This window comes from Streptomyces sp. DSM 118878 (genome assembly GCF_052936595.1).
Genome location: NZ_CP193622.1, coordinates 3,219,874 through 3,234,576, shown reverse-complemented (window position 1 = coordinate 3,234,576; position 14,703 = coordinate 3,219,874). Strand labels below are relative to the sequence as shown.

The window sequence follows — 14,703 nt, the reverse complement described above, 5'->3', positions numbered from 1 at the left end:
GGTGACACACAGGCCTTCACGGGACGGTGATACAGGCCCTTACGGGACGGTGTCCGCCGTGGCCCGTTCCTTCCGGCCCCCGGGGCCCGGGCCGTCCGCCGGGGCCAGGTCGCGGCCGCCGGGCAGCACCCGGGCCAGCCACTCCGAGCGTCCGGCGGCCAGCGGCCCGAGGACCGCGAGCAGCAGGACATAGCCCGCGATGAAGGGGGAGAGGCGCTCGTCGAGGCCCGCGCCGGCCGCCATCGTGGCGAGGATCAGCGCGAACTCGCCGCGCGCCAGGAGCGTCGTGGAGATGTTCGCCGCGGGGCCCGCCCCGAAGCCGTACACGCGCGCCGCCCCGAGGCCCGCCAGGACGTTCATCAGGAGCGTCACCGCGACCGCCGCGAGGACCGGCCACACCACCACCGGCAGATCGCCGGGGTCGATGGAGAGCCCGAACGCGAAGAAGAAGATCGCCCCGAACGCGTCCCGCAGCGGGTGCACCAGGGCGCGGATGCGGTCGCCGGACGCCGTGCTGCCCAGCATCAGGCCGACCATGAAGGCGCCGATGGCGTCGGCCACGCCGAACCACTCGGAGACTCCGGCGACGAACACGGCGGCGCCCAGGAAGGAGATGACGAGGAGCTCGTCGTCCTTGGTGTCGAAGAGGCGGCCCACGAGCCGGGTGCCGAAGCGCGCCGCGAGGGCGAGCAGCAGCAGGAACCCGAAGGCCTTGCCGCCGTCCATCACGGCCGCCGCGAGGCTGTCCGCGCCGGACAGGACGGGCTGGAGCGCCGCGAGGTAGAGGGCGAGGAAGATGTCCTCGACCACGATGATGCCGAGGATCGGCTTCGTCTCGGGGTTGCCGAGCCTGCCGGTGTCGACCAGGACCTTCGTGACGATCGCGGAGGAGGAGATGCCGAGCACCCCGGCGAGGACCAGCGCCTCGGAGGTGCCCCAGCCGAGCGCGAAGCCGAAGCCCAGGCCCGCGCCGACGTTCAGCGTCAGATAGGTGCCTCCGGCGAGGGCCATCTTGCGGCCGCCCGACCTGAGGTCGTCCATGTGGAATTCGAGGCCCAGGTAGAAGAGCAGCAGGACCAGGCCGAGCGCCGAGAGCATTTCCAGGTCGTGGGGGTCGGAGACCAGGACCACGCCGGGGGTGTGGGGGCCGAGGAGGATCCCGGCCAGGATGAAGAGGGGAATCGTGGGGAGACCGATGCGGCCGCCCAGGCGGGCGAGCACGGCGGCGGCGAGAAAGGCGCCGCCCATGGCTATCAAGGTGTCTGCGTGTCCGATGGGCCCGTTCCTGTCTGTGGGGTCGGCAAGGCAAAGAGTGCGTCAAGAACGCGTCAATAATTAGGTTACCAAACGAATTTCCGGGCCCGCCTGTCACGGAGCGCGCCGGCTCCGGGGTGGGGTTCTCCCCACCAACGGTTCGCCAGCCGCCCTCATGGTCCGCACCACCCCTTGATCCGTACGTTCGAGACATCGACGGGAACACCGGTCGGCGACGAACGAACGGAAGGCGGGCACAGCCATGGGGCTGCGACGGAAGAAGCGGGCCGAAGAGGGGACACGCGCGGTCCCGGCACCGCCGATGCCGGGCGTCCGCCCCGGTGACTGGGCCGTCGAACTGCGCGCGGTCCGCCGCCAGTACGGCCGCGGGAACTCCGCCGTGCACGCCCTGGACGGCATCGACCTCGCCCTGCCGCGCGGCAGCTTCACCGCCGTCATGGGCCCCTCGGGCTCGGGCAAGTCCACGTTTCTCCAGTGCGCGGCGGGCCTCGACCGGCCTAGCTCCGGCACCGTCCACCTCGGCGGGACCGACATCACCGGCATGAGCGAGAACAAGCTCACCGCCCTGCGCCGCACCCGCCTCGGCTTCGTCTTCCAGGCGTTCAACCTGCTGCCCTCGCTGACCGTCGAGCAGAACGTCGTCCTGCCGATGCGCCTCGCGGGCCACCGCCCCGACCGGCGCAAGGCCGCCGAGATGCTCGGCCGCGTGGGCCTGGGCGACAAGGGGCGCCGCCGCCCCGGCCAGCTCTCCGGCGGTCAGCAGCAGCGCGTCGCCATCGCCCGCGCCCTGGTCACCGAGCCCGACGTGATCTTCGCCGACGAGCCGACCGGCGCCCTCGACACCACCACCGCCACCGAGATCCTCGCCCTGCTGCGCTCGGCCGTCGACACCCTGGGCGCCACCGTCGTCATGGTCACCCATGACCCGGCGGCCGCCGCCCACGCCGACCGCGTCCTCTTCCTGGCCGACGGCGCCATCGTCGACCACCTGGAGCGCGCCTCCGCCCAGCGGATCGCCGCCCGCATGACCACCCTGACGGCCCCCGTCCACGCGGGGGTGGCCGCGTAATGGCGTACGCGCCCAACGGCCTCGCACGTGCGGCCGTCCGCTTCAAACCCGCCGCCTTCGCGGGCACCTTCGTCGCGCTGATGATGGCCTCGCTCATCGTCGCCGCCTGCGGCATCCTCCTGGAGACCGGCCTGCGCGCCTCCGTGCCGCCCGCCCGCTACGCCGGAGCCCCGGTGGTCGCCGCCGCCGACCAGGCCGCGCACCACGTCTCCGGCAGCGGCGAGGACCGCACCGAGGAATCCACGCCCCTGCCCGACCGGGCCCGCCTTGACGACTCCCTGGTGGCCAGGGCCGCCGCTGCGCCCGGCGCCCGTACCGCCGTCGCCGACGTCACCTTCCCCGTGCGCTCCGGCGGCAAGGCCCTCACCGCGCACAACTGGGGCTCCACCGCCTTCACCGGCGAGAAGCTGACCGCGGGCCGCGCCCCGCACCCCGGCGAGGTCGTCCTCGCCGCGCCCGGCGCCTCCGTGGGCGAGCGCACCACCCTGATCACGGCCGAAGGGCCGCGGGACTTCCGCGTCTCCGGCACGGTCGCGCCCTCGCGGGGAGCGCCCACCGCCTGGCTCGCCGACTCCGAGGCGATCCGGGTCTCCGGGCACCCCGGGCGGATCGACGCCATCGCCGTACTGCCGAAGGCCGGCGTCCCGGCCGACACCCTCAAGGCCCAGGTGGCGCACGCCGTCGGCGGCAAGGCCCAGGTGCACACCGGCGACGACCGCGGCACCGCGGAGAGCGCCTCCCTCGCCTACGCCAAGGAGATGCTCACCGCGCTCGGCGGCTCCTTCGGCGGCATCGCCGCCCTGACCGCCGTGTTCACCGCCGCCGGTACCGTCGCCCTCTCCGTCGGCCAGCGGGCCCGCGAGTACGCGTTGCTGCGCGCCATCGGCACCACCCCGCGCCAGATCCGCCGCACCATCGCCACCGAGACGCTGCTCGTCGCGCCGGCCGCCGCCGCGGTGGGCCTGCTGCCCGGCATCGCGCTCGCGTCCTGGTGGTTCGGGCAGCTCAAGGAGAAGGGCGCGGTCCCCGAGGCCGTGGACCTGGCGGTCTCGTTCATCCCGCTCGTCGCCGCCATCGGCGTGGCCGTCGTCACCGCGCTCGGCGCCGGCTACCTCGCGGCCCGCCGCCCCTCCCGCATCAAGCCGGGCCAGGCGCTCAGCGAGGCCTCCGTGGAGCGGGTGCGGCTCGGCTGGATCCGGACACCCCTCGGCGTCGCCGCCGCGGTGGGCGGCTTCGTCCTCTCCGGGGTGGCGGCCAACGCCGCCGGCGACGACGCGGCCAACGCCGCCCTCGGCGTCGTCATGCTCTTCATGCTCGCCGTGGCCCTGCTCGGCCCCCTGATCGCCCGCGCCTGCGCGGCCGTCCTCGGCCTCCCGCTGCGCGGAGCGGGCCCGGCGGGCTCCCTCGCCGCCGCCAACTCCCGTACGAACGCACGCCGGCTCGCCTCGGCCATCACCCCGATCGTGCTCGCCATGGCCTTCTCCTCCGTCCTCGTCTTCATGCACACCAGCGAGGACAGGGCCGCCGCCGACCAGCAGCGCGCCGGCATCACCGCCGACCACATCGTCACCTCCGATGCCGGCCTCGCCCCGGACGCGGTGCGCCGGGCCGCGGGCGCCGACGGGGTCACCTCGGCCGTCGGGCTGCTCAAGACGTCGGTGCTCGTCCCGGTCGGCTCGGCGGGCGACCACTGGCTGGAGCCCGCGTCCGCCCAGGGCATCACCGGCTCGGCCGCCGACCTGGCGAAGGTCCAGGACCTGAAGGTGGAGACGGGGACCCTGACGCTGGGCAGGAACGAGATCGCCCTGGACACGGCCCTCGCCCGCTCCGCCGACGTCGCGACCGGCGACCGTATCGCCATCCGCCTGCCCGACGGCACCAAGGCCGAACCGGAGGTCGTGGCGACGTACGGCAGGGGCCTCGGCCTCTCCCAGGTGACGCTGCCGGCCGCCGACGTACGCCGCCACGTCACCTCGCCCCTGCCCTCCGAGATCTGGACGAAGGGCGGCTCGGCCCGGTCGCTCTCCGCCCTGGGCACCCTGAGCACCCGGGACGGCTACACCACCGCCCAGTCCATGGACCGCGAGCTCAGCGCCTGGGCCAACACCACCATGGCGGCCGTACTCGGCGGCTTCGCGGCGGTCGCCGCCGTCAACACCCTGGTGATGAGCGTCCTCGACCGCCGCCGCGAACTCGGCATGCTGCGCCTGATCGGCTCCACGCGCCGCCAGGTCCTGCGGATGGTCCGCTGGGAGGCCCTGATCGTGGCGGTCGCGGGCACGGTCATCGGCTCGGCCATCGCCCTGGCCACCCTGATCCCCATGATGAACGGCCTCACGGGCGAAGCCCCGTACATCCCCCCGCAGATCTACGGCTCCTTCGTGGCGGCGATCCTGCTGGTGGGGCTGGCGTCGGCGACGATCCCGGCGAGGGCGGCCCTGGCCCGGCCGCGCGGCGGCCACTGACCCCCGGGCGGTTTCGGGACGGGGCGCGGGCTCATGCGGCAGGATTCGCGCATGAGCCCACGCCCCGTCCTCCCGCTCGCCGCGGTGGAAGCCCTGGCCCGCGAGGCCCACGCCGCCCAGCAGGACAAGGCGGGCCGTCCCTACGTGGAACACCTCCAGGCCGTGGCGGACGGCGTGCGGGACAGGGGCGGCGACGAGGAGCAGATCGCCGCGGCCTGGCTGCACGACGCGGTCGAGGACGGGGCCCTGACGGAGGAGTGGCTGAGGGACGCCCCCCTGACCGACCGCACGAAGGCCATGGTCCTGGCGCTGACCAAGCGCGAGGGAGAAGACAAGGAGGCCTACGCGGAACGCGTCAGGAGCACCCCCGGCGCCCGCCTGGTGAAGGAGGCCGACCTGGCCCACAACGCCGACCCCGCCCGTCTTGCGGCGCTGGACGAAACGACAAGGGCGCGCCTGACGGCGAAGTACACCGTCATGCGCGCCCTGCTGGGTCTGTAGGACAGGCCCGCTACGTCGACCTGGCCCGCTCCCGGGCGAGCTCCGCGGCGTCCCGTTTGAAGGCCCACTCCATCGTGGGCTCCATGGCGAAACGGAACACCCGCCGCACCGGGGGCGTGCACAGCAGCGTCACCACGGTCGCGGCGACCGCCGTCACGAAGAGCTCGCCGAGCGGCTTGTGCAGCCACTCGTACTCCTCGAACCAGCCCCAGAAACGGGAGCCCTTGGCGAGGAAGCCGTGCAGCAGGTAGCCGTACAGCGTGCCCGCGCCCAGCACCGTGAACCACATCCTGCGGCGGGGCACCCACGCGAAGAAGCACGCGGTGAGCACCACCGAGCAGCCGAAGAGCGCCAGGGTCATCACGATGCCGACCCACCACGGCACGCCCAGCTCATGGGCGCTGTCGCGGCGGTAGAACCACACGGACGTCATGCGCGGCGCCGCCCAGTAGGCGAGCAGCAGGGCGGCGGCGAAGACCGGCACGGAGAGGATCCGCACCTCGCGGCGGCGCACGAGCTGGAAGTACTCGGGCTTCATGAAGAGGCCGAGCACGAAGAACGGCAGGAACTGGAGCACGCGCTGGAGGTCGAGGTCGTCACCGATGTCCGGGGAGAGCACGGCGAGCATGGCGATGGCCAGAGCGAGCGGCACCGGCCAGCGCACGATTTTCCACAGCGGCACGGTGAGCCGCCACACGAACAGCGCGACCAGGAACCAGGTGAGGTACCAGGGGTCGAGCAGGCTGATCGGCTGGCTCGGGTCGTCGTCCGCCCAGCGCTTGAAGAACGTGTACGCGACCTCGAAGATCACGTACGGCACGGCGACGCCGGTCACCAGGCGCTTGAGGCGGTCCGCACGCATGTCGAAGCTGCGCGAGAAGTAGCCGGAGATCAGGATGAACGCCGGCATGTGGAAGGTGTAGACGGTCATGTACAGCGCTTCGGCCGTACGGCTGTGGTCCGTCAGGGGTTCCCACGCGTGGGCCATCGCCACGAGGACGATCGCCAGGTACTTGGCGTTGTCGAAGAACGCGTCGCGCTGCTTGGCGGGCTTCGCCGCGCCTTCGGCCGCGCGGTGACCGCTGGAGGCGGGGGGAGCGGCGGCGGCCTGTGGGGTCGGATGGTCGAGGGTGCGGGAGGCGCCTTGCGCCGTCGGCATCTGGGCCGGGGGGAGCGGCGTCCGATGGCGTCCGTGCGGGTGCACCGAGTTCGTCACAGGCCCTCCCGCCCAGAGCTCGGGGAGACGACCCGGGACCGCACTGCGCCTGGGGGGATGGTGGCAGCGTGGAACATCTGACGCACCCTAGCGGCGCCGCGCTGTCTTCGTAAAACCCTGGTCACTTTCGCCAGTCCTATCCGTGTCTATCCCTGAGGGGATTACCGCTTATCGAGGCCGGGTACCCGCGATTCGGTCACGCACTACAGGAAGATCTCACAACTCGACGCCCGATACGTCACATTTCATCCGGTTTAAATGGTGCATAACGCCCGCAGGCGACTCCGGTCGAATGTCCGTTACGTCGGCGGATGAAGTCCCCCGATGTGCCTCCGACGACAATTCGAATTTCCTGCGAACATCGTGTGTGGTGACGGCAACGATCAAGCCGAATTACGCATGCCCGCAGGTCGTCGAATTGCCGTGGCGGGCCCCCGTGCGCATACGCCCCTAGGGCATCGCCGCGGACGCGGTCGCGGAAGCGTTGGCCGACGATGCGTCACCCGGCGCATATGCGGGGCGCGTTGGTGGCACGATGGTCGTGGCGGGGGCGTGCGGGGCCGTACCCCCCGGGCCGGGAGAGCGACCGACCTAGGGTGTGATCAGTGTGGCTATTTCGCTGTCAGTGGTACTGCTGTTTGCGATCATCCTCGTGATGCTGTTCCGCAGGGGGTCGATCAAGGTGGGCCCCGCGATCGTCGCTGTGCTCTTCGGCTTCTTCCTGGCATCCACAGGGGTGGCGCCGTCCATAAACCGCGTCTTGAACGACCTGGCGGAGACCATCAACTCCATCAGCTTCTGACCCGGCGGAAACGCCACCGGCCCGGCCGCTGGGGTTCAGCGGCCGGGCCGGTGGTCGTGGAGCGGGCGACGGGAATCGAACCCGCGTAGCTAGTTTGGAAGACTAGGGCTCTACCATTGAGCTACGCCCGCACAGCTCGTGCCAGGCCCCACGGGGGCCGCGGCACGACAGGCATCGTAGCGGGTCATCGCCTCTCCCCGCACACCCCTTCGCGCGACCCCTGTCGACGAGGGGCCGCACCGCCTGCGGGCATGTACCCTACGTGTCGCACCGACGGGGTGTGGCGCAGCTTGGTAGCGCGTCCGCTTTGGGAGCGGAAGGCCGTGGGTTCAAATCCCGCCACCCCGACCAGCACGATCTGCCTCACGGGTTCACATCAAGATCGCATTGTGGCTCGACTCCCGCTTGCCGTTACTATGCAAGCTGTGTGCCCGTGTGTCTCTGAGCCGGGCTCAATCCCAAGAAGTCAGCCCCAAGGAGACCGAACCGTGAAGAGCGCCGTGGAGACCCTGAACCCGACTCGGGTTCGGCTCACTGTTGAGGTGCCCTTCGAGGAGCTCAAGGACAGCCTCGACGCGGCCTACAAGAAGATCAACCAGCAGGTCACGGTGAAGGGCTTCCGCAAGGGCAAGATCCCGGCCCGAGTCATCGACCAGCGGTTCGGGCGCGGCGCCGTCCTCGAAGAGGCCGTCAACGACGCGCTCCCGAAGTTCTACACCGAGGCCGTGAACGAGGCCGAGCTCAACGTCCTGGGCCAGCCCGAGGTGGACATCACCGAGCTGAAGGACAACGAGACCCTCAACTTCACCGCTGAGGTCGACATCCGTCCCGCGATCGAGATCCCGGACTACTCCGGCATCGAGGTCGAGGTGGACGCGGTCGAGGTCAGCGACGAAGACATCGAGAAGGCCGTCGAGGAGCTCCGTGAGCGCTTCGCGTCCACCTCGCCGGTCGAGCGTGCCGCCGAGGACGGCGACGTCGTGACGCTGGACCTGGAGGCCAAGGTCGAGGGCGAGGTCCTGGAGGACGGCGTCGCGTCCGGCGTCTCCTACACCATCGGCTCCGGCGAGCTCCTCGAAGGCATCGACGAGGCCGTGAAGGGCCTGGAGGCCGGGGCCGAGGCCACGTTCACCTCCGAGCTCAAGGGCGGCTCCGCCGCCGGCAAGGAGTCCGAGGTCACCGTCAAGGTGACGCAGGTCGCCAAGCGCGAACTGCCCGAGCTGGACGACGACTTCGCGCAGCTCGCCTCCGAGTTCGACACCCTCGACGAGCTGAAGGCCGACAGCCGCAAGCGCCTCGAGAACATGAAGCAGTACGACCAGGCGACGCAGGCCCAGGAGCGCGTCCTGGAGAAGCTGCTCGAACTGGTCGAGGTCCCCGTCCCCGAGAAGCTCCTCGCGGACGAGATCCAGACCCGCAAGCACAACCTGGTGAACCACCAGCTCGGCCAGATGGGCCTCGACCTCGCGAAGTACCTGGAGATCCAGGGCAAGACCGAGGAAGAGTTCGACGCCGAGACCAAGGAGCAGGCCGAGAAGGGCATCAAGACGCAGTTCGTCCTCGACGAGCTCGTCAACAAGGAGAAGCTGAACGTGAACCAGGAGGAGCTCACCGAGCACCTCATGCGTCGCGCGCAGTCCTCCAACATGTCCCCCGACCAGTTCGCCCAGGCCGTCGTCGAAGGCGGCCAGGTCCCGATGCTGGTCGGCGAGGTCGCCCGCGGCAAGGCCCTCGCGGTCGTCGTGGAGGCCGCGACGGTCAAGGACACGAACGGCGAGGTCGTTGACCTCGACGACGACGAGGAGGAGACGGCTGCCGCCGAGGGCGAGCAGCCCGAGGCCGCCGACGCCTCCACCGAGGAGAAGACCGAGGCCTGAGCTTCGCTCTGACGCGCGTACGACGAGGCCCCCGGGAGCACGGCTCCCGGGGGCCTCGTCGTGCCTCTGACGGGGCGCTCGGCGGCGTTGTGCTACCTGCGCTCACAGCGAACAGCTCACTCTGCGGGATTCTCCGAAGGGGTCCGCGCGTTAGGGTCCATGAATACGAGGGCAGGGGAGTTCCCGGAGCCGCCCCGGAGCGGCGAGCACGCGGGGTCCCAGCCCCAGCTGAAGACGTGAGACGGCCCGGCGCCGTCGTAAGACGAGCAGGTGGATACGTGACGAATCTGATGCCCTCCGCCGCCGGCGACCCCTCCATCGGTGGTGGCCTCGGCGACCAGGTCTACAACCGGCTGCTCGGCGAGCGGATCATCTTCCTCGGCCAGGCCGTGGACGACGACATCGCCAACAAGATCACTGCGCAGCTTCTGCTTCTTGCCGCAGAGCCGGACAAGGACATCTTCCTCTACATCAACAGCCCCGGCGGCTCGATCACAGCCGGCATGGCGGTCTACGACACCATGCAGTACATCAAGAACGACGTCGTGACGATCGCGATGGGCATGGCGGCCTCCATGGGCCAGTTCCTGCTCAGCGCCGGTACGCCCGGCAAGCGCTTCGCCCTGCCGAACGCCGAGATCCTGATCCACCAGCCCTCCGCGGGCCTGGCGGGCTCCGCGTCGGACATCAAGATCCACGCCGAGCGTCTGCTGCACACCAAGCGGCGCATGGCCGAGCTGACCGCTCACCACACCGGTCAGACCGTCGAGCAGATCACCCGCGACTCGGACCGCGACCGCTGGTTCGACCCGCAGGAGGCCAAGGAGTACGGCCTCATCGACGACATCATGCCCACCGCCGCCGGCATGCCGGGCGGGGGCGGCACGGGAGCCTGAGGCATCCCCTCAGCACCTCCCAGCCGAAACCTCAGCCCACGCTCCTCAGGAGACCAAGAGAGATGAACCACTTTTCCGGCAGCGGCCCGCTCGCGAGCACCCAGGCCGAGTACAGCCAGGCCGCGCAGGCCGAGTTCACCGGCGCCCGCGCCGAATCCCGCTACATCATCCCGCGCTTCGTCGAGCGCACCTCGCAGGGCGTGCGTGAGTACGACCCGTACGCGAAGCTCTTCGAGGAGCGCGTGATCTTCCTCGGCGTGCAGATCGACGACGCGTCGGCCAACGACGTCATGGCGCAGCTCCTGTGCCTGGAGTCGATGGACCCCGACCGTGACATCTCCATCTACATCAACAGCCCCGGCGGCTCGTTCACGGCCCTCACGGCCATCTACGACACGATTCAGTTCGTGAAGCCGGACGTCCAGACCGTGTGCATGGGCCAGGCGGCCTCGGCCGCCGCCGTCCTGCTCGCGGCCGGTACGCCGGGCAAGCGCATGGCGCTGCCGAACGCCCGGGTCCTGATCCACCAGCCCTACAGCGAGACGGGCCGTGGCCAGGTCTCCGACCTGGAGATCGCCGCCAACGAGATCCTCCGGATGCGTGCGCAGCTGGAGGACATGCTGGCCAAGCACTCCACGACGCCGATCGAGAAGATCCGCGACGACATCGAGCGCGACAAGATCCTCACGGCCGAGGACGCGCTCGCGTACGGCCTCATCGACCAGATCATCTCCACCCGGAAGATGAACAATGCCGCGGCGGCCTGATACGGCGCTGTAGCATCTGCCGCTCCTTGGCAAGGTTCGCGGACGACTCGCGTCGAAGCGAACCGTGCCAAGGGGGGCCCGTACGGGGCCTCCGGCAAGGTACCGTCGGATATGAGGCACCAGGAGCCGCTGAACGTGGCGTCTCCCAGGCGAAGGGGAAGCACCTCGTGGCACGCATCGGTGACGGCGGCGATCTGCTCAAGTGCTCGTTCTGCGGAAAGAGTCAGAAGCAGGTCAAAAAGCTCATCGCAGGCCCCGGTGTGTACATCTGCGATGAGTGCATCGACCTCTGTAACGAGATCATCGAGGAAGAGCTCGCGGAGACGAGCGAGGTGCGCTGGGAGGAACTGCCCAAGCCTCGCGAGATCTACGAATTCCTTGAGGGCTACGTGGTGGGCCAGGAGCCCGCGAAGAAGGCCCTCTCGGTAGCGGTGTACAACCACTACAAGCGCGTCCAGGCCGGCGAGAACGGCGGGGCGCAGGGCCGTGACGACGCGATCGAACTCGCGAAGTCCAACATCCTCCTGCTCGGCCCGACCGGCTCCGGCAAGACGCTGCTCGCGCAGACGCTCGCCCGCATGCTGAACGTGCCGTTCGCCATCGCGGACGCGACGGCGCTGACGGAGGCGGGCTATGTCGGCGAGGACGTCGAGAACATCCTGCTGAAGCTCATCCAGGCCGCTGACTACGACGTCAAGAAGGCCGAGACGGGCATCATCTACATCGACGAGATCGACAAGGTGGCCCGCAAGAGCGAGAACCCGTCGATCACGCGCGACGTCAGCGGCGAAGGCGTCCAGCAGGCCCTGCTAAAGATCCTGGAGGGCACCACCGCCTCGGTCCCCCCGCAGGGCGGCCGCAAGCACCCGCACCAGGAATTCATCCAGATCGACACGACGAACGTGCTCTTCATTGTGGGCGGCGCCTTCGCCGGCCTGGAGAAGATCATCGAGTCGCGGGCGGGCGCGAAGGGCATCGGCTTCGGTGCCACCATCCGCTCGAAGCGCGAGATGGAGGAGAAGGACCAGTTCGAGGACATCATGCCGGAGGACCTGGTGAAGTTCGGGATGATCCCCGAGTTCATCGGCCGCCTCCCCGTGATCACCTCGGTCCACAACCTCGACCGCGAGGCGCTGCTCCAGATCCTCGTCGAGCCGCGCAACGCCCTGGTGAAGCAGTACCAGCGCCTCTTCGAACTCGACGGCGTGGAGCTGGACTTCGAGCGCGAGGCCCTGGAGGCCATCGCGGACCAGGCGATCCTCCGCCAGACCGGCGCGCGCGGCCTGCGCGCCATCATGGAGGAGGTCCTCCAGTCGGTGATGTACGAGGTGCCGTCCCGCAAGGACGTCGCCCGCGTCGTCATCACCTCGGACGTCGTCCGTTCGAACGTGAACCCGACGCTGGTGCCGCGTGAGGTGCGCGGCCCTGGTGCCGGAGAGCAGAAGTCCGCGTAGGCGAAAGCCGAGCGCGCGATACGGCGTGAGTCGGAGGGGCGCCCCCGCGAAGTGATTCGCGGGGGCGCCCCTCCGTCGTACCCGGCCGTACGCCCGTGTGCGCGGGGCTACTCGCCGCGGGCGGCGGCCCTGCCGCTCGTCACAGCTTGACGCGGACTTCCTCGCGGACCTTCAGCGTGGTGGCCGAGGCGTCGTCGAGCGACACCTTGCCCGCCATCGCGTCGGCGACCCCGACCGGGACCACGACGGCGACCGTGCTGTGGTCGCCCCACATGCAGACCGGCATACGGATCTCCTTGGGGGCAGAGGCGCCCGCGTTCTCGTTCTTGATCACGGATTCCTGGCACTTGAGGACCGCGTCGTCGGTGCTGAAGTCCTTCAGGGGGCCGACCAGGCTGCCCGTATCCGTGCTGCTCTTCTCGGAGTCCTTCTTGATCTTGGCGAACATGCCGTCGACGGCCTTCTCGGGGTCGTCGACCTCGCCGTAGACGCCCATGTACTGAATGGCCTTCTGCGCCAGGGGGTTGCTCTCGTCGCCCGTCTCGTAGCCGGCGTTGACGTCCTTGGGGTCCTTCACGCCGGCCTTCTCCGCGGCGGCCATGTCACTGGAGTTGAAGCCGTCACCGCTCTGGCCCTCCTGCTTCTCGTAGTCACCGAGGAGCGTGGCGGGCGCGGACAGCTTGTGCGGGCCGTCGTCGGCGACCGAGGAGGAACCGCCGTCGCTGTCGCTGCCGCCGAGGACGAAGTACGCGCCGACGCCGATCGCGGCCACGACGGCGACCGCGCCGATGACGATCCCGGCCTTCTTCCCGCCGCCACCGCCGGCGGGCGGCGGGGGCGGCACCTGCCCGTAGGGCGCCTGCGGCGGGAGTTGTCCGTAGGGGCCGGGCTGCTGCGGATGGCCGTATCCGGGCTGCTGCTGCGGGTATCCGTAGCCGGGCTGGGGCGCTTGGGGCGGCTGCCCGTAGGGACCCGGCTGCTGGGGGTGGCCGCCGCCGTAGGGGGCGGGCTGCTGGCCGTACGGGTTCGGCTGCTGGGGCTGGCCGCCGTACGGGCCCGGCTGGTTGTGGCTCATCGCGTGGGTTCCCCCTTGGAGCGTTATGTGATGCCGACATCCTGACGCAAAGGCCCCGGTCCGCCGACCGGGGCCCCACATTCCGTCGTCATGCGGCGGCGTGGCGTCAGAGCTTGACGCGTACGTCCGTACGGAACTTGGCCGAGGTCGTCGCGGCCTCGTCCAGGTCGACGGACGTGCCGGACAGGGCGCTCGCCACGTCCGTGCCGACGACGTAACCGATGGTGCTGTGGTCGCCCCAGATGCAGGTCGACGCGGACATGTTCTTCGGGGCGGAGGAACCGGTGGTGGTGCCGGTGGTGCCCGCGCCGCCGCCGATGTCGACCTTCATCTCCTGGCATTTGAGCACGGCGCCGTCGAGTCCGCTCGGCGTGTACTCCTTGGGGCTGCCCACCAGCGTGACCTTCCCGCCGTTGGCGGTGGCGCCCTCCTGCTGCTTCTTCTCGGCGTTGGCGAACATCTTGTCGACGACGTCCTCGGGGTCGTCGATGTCGCCGTAGACACCACCGAAGCTCACGATCTTCTGCGCCATCGGGTTGTCGTCACCGCCCGACTTGTACTGGGCCGACACGTCCTTGGCGTTCTTCACCCCGGCCGCCTCGGCCTTGTCGAGGTCGATGCCGCTGGAGCTCGAACCGCCGCCGGGCTCCTTCTTGTAGTCCACGAGGACCGTCTCCGGCGTCGTCAGCTTGTGCGGGCCGTCGTCCTTGACGCCGCCGCCGTCGTCGCCACCGCCGCCCGCCACGTTCGAGGAGCCGTCCTTCTTGCCGCCCTTGTCGTCGTCACCGCCCGCGAAGGCGAAGTAGCCGCCGACCGCCGCCGCGGCGACCACGACGACCGAAGCGATGATCAGGCCGACCTTCTTGCCGCCGCCTCCGCTCGGCGGCGGGGGCGGGACCTGACCGGGGAACTGGCCGGGGACCTGCCCGTAGGGGCCCGGCGGTTGAGGCTGGCTGTAGCCCTGCTGCGGGGCCTGCTGGGGATAGCCGTAGCCCTGCTGGGGCTGCGGCGGGGGAGCCTGCTGCGGATAGCCGTAGCCGGGCGGCGGAGCCTGCGGCGGCTGGCCGTGGGGGCCAGGCTGCTGCGGCTGCTGGCCGTAGGGACCGGGCTGCTGGGGCTGCTGCCCGCCGTACGGGCCCGGCTGGTTGTAGCTCATTACTGGGGTTCCCTCCCGATGCTTATGTCTGACGAACATCCTGGCGGATGCGGACAGGGCACGGGGCGGGCGGACCGGATCGATGCGCAGTTGTTGAGGGGCTGTACCAGAGACCGGACCGACGTCCGGCGCACGAGGGCCCGGGAGCAC

At 70.2% G+C, this 14,703-nt stretch carries 12 protein-coding genes and 2 tRNA genes; 9 read left to right on the top strand and 5 right to left on the bottom strand.

The genetic code is table 11. The features are described from left to right. Positions 1-39 precede the first annotated feature (39 nt). Positions 40-1,248, bottom strand: coding sequence for a cation:proton antiporter (locus ACRAKF_RS14215; protein ID WP_447037440.1), 1,209 nt, complete (start codon positions 1,246-1,248; stop codon positions 40-42). 268 nt (positions 1,249-1,516) lie between these two features. Between ACRAKF_RS14215 and ACRAKF_RS14210 the strand changes: the two genes are divergently transcribed. The 3 genes from ACRAKF_RS14210 to ACRAKF_RS14200 are packed head-to-tail and all read left to right on the top strand — an operon-like array spanning position 1,517 to position 5,310. After that, on the top strand, positions 1,517-2,344 hold the full coding sequence (locus ACRAKF_RS14210; protein WP_447037439.1) for an ABC transporter ATP-binding protein: 828 nt from the start codon (positions 1,517-1,519) through the stop codon (positions 2,342-2,344). Continuing rightward, positions 2,344-4,809, top strand: a complete 2,466-nt coding sequence (locus ACRAKF_RS14205) for an FtsX-like permease family protein (protein ID WP_447037437.1) — start codon at positions 2,344-2,346, stop codon at positions 4,807-4,809. The genes ACRAKF_RS14210 and ACRAKF_RS14205 overlap by 1 nt, the downstream gene beginning before the upstream one ends. A 51-nt stretch (positions 4,810-4,860) precedes the next feature. Continuing rightward, positions 4,861-5,310: an HD domain-containing protein gene (locus ACRAKF_RS14200; protein WP_447037436.1), complete on the top strand. Its 450-nt coding sequence runs from the start codon at positions 4,861-4,863 to the stop codon at positions 5,308-5,310. A gap of 10 nt (positions 5,311-5,320) precedes the next feature. Here the strand turns inward: ACRAKF_RS14200 and ACRAKF_RS14195 are convergent, their stop codons facing one another. Continuing rightward, positions 5,321-6,526, bottom strand: a complete 1,206-nt coding sequence (locus ACRAKF_RS14195; RefSeq protein ID WP_447037434.1) for an acyltransferase family protein — start codon at positions 6,524-6,526, stop codon at positions 5,321-5,323. Positions 6,527-7,133: 607 nt separating this feature from the next. Between ACRAKF_RS14195 and ACRAKF_RS14190 the strand changes: the two genes are divergently transcribed. Then, entirely contained in the window at positions 7,134-7,328 is a 195-nt protein-coding gene (locus ACRAKF_RS14190) for a hypothetical protein (protein WP_447037433.1), read from the top strand. 57 nt (positions 7,329-7,385) lie between these two features. Here the strand turns inward: ACRAKF_RS14190 and ACRAKF_RS14185 are convergent. Continuing rightward, positions 7,386-7,459, bottom strand: a tRNA-Gly gene (locus ACRAKF_RS14185). A 143-nt stretch (positions 7,460-7,602) separates the two neighbouring features. On the opposite strand from ACRAKF_RS14185, the gene ACRAKF_RS14180 reads away from it, so the two are divergent. From ACRAKF_RS14180 to clpX, 5 genes are all read left to right on the top strand, one after another. Then, a tRNA-Pro gene (locus tag ACRAKF_RS14180) sits at positions 7,603-7,679 on the top strand. A gap of 137 nt (positions 7,680-7,816) precedes the next feature. Continuing rightward, entirely contained in the window at positions 7,817-9,205 is a 1,389-nt protein-coding gene (gene tig, locus ACRAKF_RS14175; protein ID WP_447037432.1) for a trigger factor, read from the top strand. 290 nt (positions 9,206-9,495) lie between these two features. Further along, a complete protein-coding gene (locus ACRAKF_RS14170) occupies positions 9,496-10,101 on the top strand; it encodes an ATP-dependent Clp protease proteolytic subunit (protein ID WP_062774006.1) in 606 nt (201 codons plus the stop codon). 62 nt (positions 10,102-10,163) lie between these two features. Then, on the top strand, positions 10,164-10,868 hold the full coding sequence (locus ACRAKF_RS14165) for an ATP-dependent Clp protease proteolytic subunit (protein WP_447037431.1): 705 nt from the start codon (positions 10,164-10,166) through the stop codon (positions 10,866-10,868). A gap of 167 nt (positions 10,869-11,035) precedes the next feature. Further along, entirely contained in the window at positions 11,036-12,322 is a 1,287-nt protein-coding gene (gene clpX, locus ACRAKF_RS14160) for an ATP-dependent Clp protease ATP-binding subunit ClpX (RefSeq protein WP_447037430.1), read from the top strand. A gap of 139 nt (positions 12,323-12,461) precedes the next feature. Here clpX and ACRAKF_RS14155 read toward each other — a convergent pair whose 3' ends face one another. Beyond that, a complete protein-coding gene (locus ACRAKF_RS14155) occupies positions 12,462-13,397 on the bottom strand; it encodes a hypothetical protein (protein WP_447037429.1) in 936 nt (311 codons plus the stop codon). Positions 13,398-13,503: 106 nt separating this feature from the next. Beyond that, entirely contained in the window at positions 13,504-14,553 is a 1,050-nt protein-coding gene (locus ACRAKF_RS14150) for a hypothetical protein (protein WP_447037427.1), read from the bottom strand. Between the last annotated feature and the right edge of the window lie 150 nt (positions 14,554-14,703).